At 73.0% G+C, this 3,297-nt stretch carries 3 protein-coding genes; 2 read left to right on the top strand and 1 reads right to left on the bottom strand.

Features of this window, described 5'->3' with window-relative positions; genetic code table 11:
- On the top strand, positions 1-804 hold an 804-nt coding region (locus ACFE67_RS14680; protein WP_375407612.1), incomplete at its 5' end, for a phosphotransferase.
- On the top strand, positions 801-2,900 hold the full coding sequence (locus tag ACFE67_RS14675; RefSeq protein WP_375407611.1) for a S9 family peptidase: 2,100 nt from the start codon (positions 801-803) through the stop codon (positions 2,898-2,900). The genes ACFE67_RS14680 and ACFE67_RS14675, both read left to right, overlap by 4 nt.
- Positions 2,901-2,977: 77 nt before the next feature.
- Here ACFE67_RS14675 and ACFE67_RS14670 read toward each other — a convergent pair whose 3' ends face one another.
- On the bottom strand, positions 2,978-3,178 hold the full coding sequence (locus tag ACFE67_RS14670) for a hypothetical protein (protein WP_375407610.1): 201 nt from the start codon (positions 3,176-3,178) through the stop codon (positions 2,978-2,980).
- Positions 3,179-3,297 lie beyond the last annotated feature (119 nt).

Raw genomic sequence — 3,297 nt, 5'->3', positions numbered from 1 at the left:
GGGTCGAAGCGGGTCCCCGCGACGTACGGGGCCCTCGTCGGCACCTGGCCCGACCCCGCCGCCCCCTCCGGCGTCGCGACGGGCCACCTCGCGGTCGCGCAGGAGTTCCTCGCCGACACCCGCGACGCGTGGCGGGTCGCGCTCGACGCCGCCCGCGCCGGCGAGGACTTCACCTCCCCGGCACACGACCTCGGTGCAGCGACGGCGGAGGTGCACGAGGTGCTCGCGGCCGTGCTGCCCACCGCGGCACCCGACGAGGCGTCTCGCGCGGCGCTGCTCGCGAGCATGCGGGTCCGCGCCGCCACCGCCGCCGCCCTCGTCCCCTCCATCGCCGCCGTGTCGGAGGCGGTCACCGCGGCGCTCAAGGCCGGCGCCGCGGGCGAGTGGCCGGCGCTGCAGCGGGTGCACGGCGACTACCACCTGGGCCAGGTGCTGCAGGTGCCGGGCCGCGGCTGGGTGCTGCTCGACTTCGAGGGCGAGCCCCTGCGGCCGATGGTCGAGCGGAACCGGCCCGACCTGCCGCTCCGCGATGTCGCCGGCATGCTGCGCTCGTTCGACTACGTCGCCGGCACCATCGCGCAGGGCGGCGGGGACGCCCGCGCCTGGGCGATCGACGCGAGGGCCGCGTTCCTGGCCGGCTACGAGGCCGGGCTCGGCGCCTCCATCGCCCCCTACTCGACGCTGCTGGCCGCGCTCGAGCTCGACAAGGCGCTGTACGAGTGCGCCTACGAGGCCCGCAACCGGCCCGGCTGGCTCCCCATCCCCGAACTGGCCGTGCTCCGGCTGCTGGAGGCCGTCGCATGACGCTCGAATCCACCCCCGTCCTGCCCGCGACGCCCGTCGCGGAACGACGCCCGCTCGTGCGCTCCCACCACGGTGACGAGGTGGTCGACGACTACGAGTGGCTGCGCGACCGCGAGGACCCGGCGGTCATCGCGCATCTCGAGGCCGAGAACGCGTACGCGGACGCGCGGCTCGCCGGCCTCGAGCCGCTGCGCGAGGCGATCTACGGCGAGATCAAGTCCCGCACGAAGGAGACCGACCTGTCCGTGCCGTCGCGCGAGGGCGACTGGTGGTACTTCAGCCGGACGCAGGAGGGGAAGCAGTACGCACGGCACTGCCGCGCCCCGATCGCGGGCGCCGACGACTGGACCCCGCCGAAGCTCGAGGGCGAGGTGCCCGGCGAGCAGATCTTGCTCGACGACGACGTGGAGGCCGCGGGGCACGACTTCTACTCCCTCGGCAGCTTCGACGTCTCCCCCGACGGCCGCCTGCTGCTGTGGGCGGTGGACACCGTCGGCGACGAACGCTACGTGCTGCACGTCAAGGACCTGGACACCGGCGAGGCGCTGCCGGACGTGATCGAGGGCACGATGCCCGGCGCGCTGTTCGACGCGGACGGCAGCGGGATCTACTACACGACCTGCGACGAGGCATGGCGGCCGGACTCCGTCTGGCTGCACACGCTCGGCGGCGATGGCGAGGACGAGCGGCTCTTCACCGAGCCGGACGAGCGCTACTGGGTCGGCGTCGGTATGAGCCGCAGCCGCCGCTACGTCGAGATCGGCGTCGGGTCGAAGATCACGAGCGAGTCGCTGCTGCTCGACACGCAGCACCCCGAAGCCGGCTTCCGCCTCGTCTGGCCGCGCGTCGAGGGCGTCGAGTACACCGTCGAGCACGCCGTGCTGGACGGGCGGGATCGTCTCCTGATCCTGCACAACGACGGCGCGGAGGACTTCGAGCTCGTCGCCGTCGACCCGGCCGAGCCGCGGGGCGCGCGCGACGTGCTGCTCCCCTCCACCCCGGGCGTGCGACTGGAGGAGGTCGACGCGTTCGAGCGCTTCGTCGCCGTGTCGTACCGCGAGGGCGGGCTCGCCAGAGTCGGGCTGCTCACCCCCTCCGGCATCGACGAGATCCGGTTCGACGAACCGCTGTTCACCGCCGGTATCGGGTCGAACCCGGAGTGGGCGCAGCCGACGATCCGCGTCGGCTACGGCTCGCTGATCACGCCGTCAACGGTCTTCGACCTGGACACGGTCACCGGGAGCCGGACGGTGCTGAAGCAGCAGCCGGTGCTCGGCGGGTACGAGCCGGGTGCATACCGCGAGCACCGCGAGTGGGCGACGGCGGAGGACGGCACCCGCGTGCCGATCTCGATCGTGGGCCGTGCGGACCTGATGGAGAGCCGGCGTGCGGCGCCGATGCTGCTCTACGGGTACGGCTCGTACGAGGCGAGCATCGACCCGGCGTTCTCGATCGCGCGGCTCTCGCTGCTCGACCGCGGCGTGCTGTTCGCCATCGCGCACGTGCGCGGCGGCGGCGAGATGGGCCGCCACTGGTACGAGCAGGGCAAGACGCTGACGAAGCGGAACACGTTCACCGACTTCGTGGCCTGCGCGCGGCATCTCGTCGCGGAGGGCTGGACTTCGCCTGCGCACCTCGTGGCGGAGGGGGCGAGCGCCGGCGGCCTGCTGATGGGCGCGGTCGCGAACCTCGCGCCGGACCTGTTCGCCGGCATCCACGCGGGCGTGCCGTTCGTCGACCCGCTCACCTCGATCCTCGACCCGTCGCTGCCGCTGACGGTGATCGAGTGGGACGAGTGGGGCGACCCCCTCCACGATCCGGAGGTGTACGCCTACATGAAGTCCTACTCCCCCGTCGAGAACATCGGCCACCACCCGTACCCGCGCCTGCTCGCGACGACCTCGCTGAACGACACCCGGGTGCTCTACGTGGAGCCGGCGAAGTGGGTGGCCCGGCTCCGCGAGGTCGGGGCCGACGTGCTGCTGAAGACGGAGATGAGCGCCGGCCACGGCGGCGTCTCCGGCCGCTACGCCGCGTGGAAGGAGCGCGCCTTCGAGCTGGCGTGGATCCTCGACGTGCTGGGCCTCGCCCGCTGACCTGCACTACCGGGGCCACCCGCTGCTGATCGGACGGTGCGCACCGTCGGATCAGCAGCGGTGGGCCCCGTCAGCGGTCAGACGTCGAAGGCGGTGCCGCAGCCGGCGCAGCGGACGGTCGTCGTGTCCGTGTGGACGGTGAACACGTTCATCTCGCTGCAGCCGGAGATCGGGCACTCGCCGTGCACCGTGACGCCCGCGGCCTCACCGCCCCGCGTCCCGGCCAGCGGGTGCTTGGCGCGACCGACCGCGTCCAGCAGCGTGCCCTGCTCCCGCATCCGGCCTCCCGGGTTCGTGCGGGCAACGCTAGGCGCCTCTCCGCCAGGATGTCGAGCACGACAGCAGGATTCAGCAGCGATGGCAGGACCGGATCGCCGATCCCGTCCTGCTGTCGGTG

It is taken from the genome of uncultured Amnibacterium sp., from assembly GCF_964244015.1.
In the GTDB taxonomy this organism is placed as follows: domain Bacteria; phylum Actinomycetota; class Actinomycetes; order Actinomycetales; family Microbacteriaceae; genus Amnibacterium.
The sequence above is the reverse complement of the archived record's forward strand: the minus strand, read 5'-3'. Positions and strand labels throughout refer to the sequence as shown.

What these genes read in the sequence shown, in the direction of transcription:
- ACFE67_RS14675 (WP_375407611.1), top strand. Translation starts at nt 801, where the DNA reads ATGACGCTCGAATCCACCCCCGTCCTGCCCGCGACGCCCGTCGCGGAA.
- ACFE67_RS14670 (WP_375407610.1), bottom strand. Translation starts at nt 3,178, where the DNA reads ATGCGGGAGCAGGGCACGCTGCTGGACGCGGTCGGTCGCGCCAAGCAC.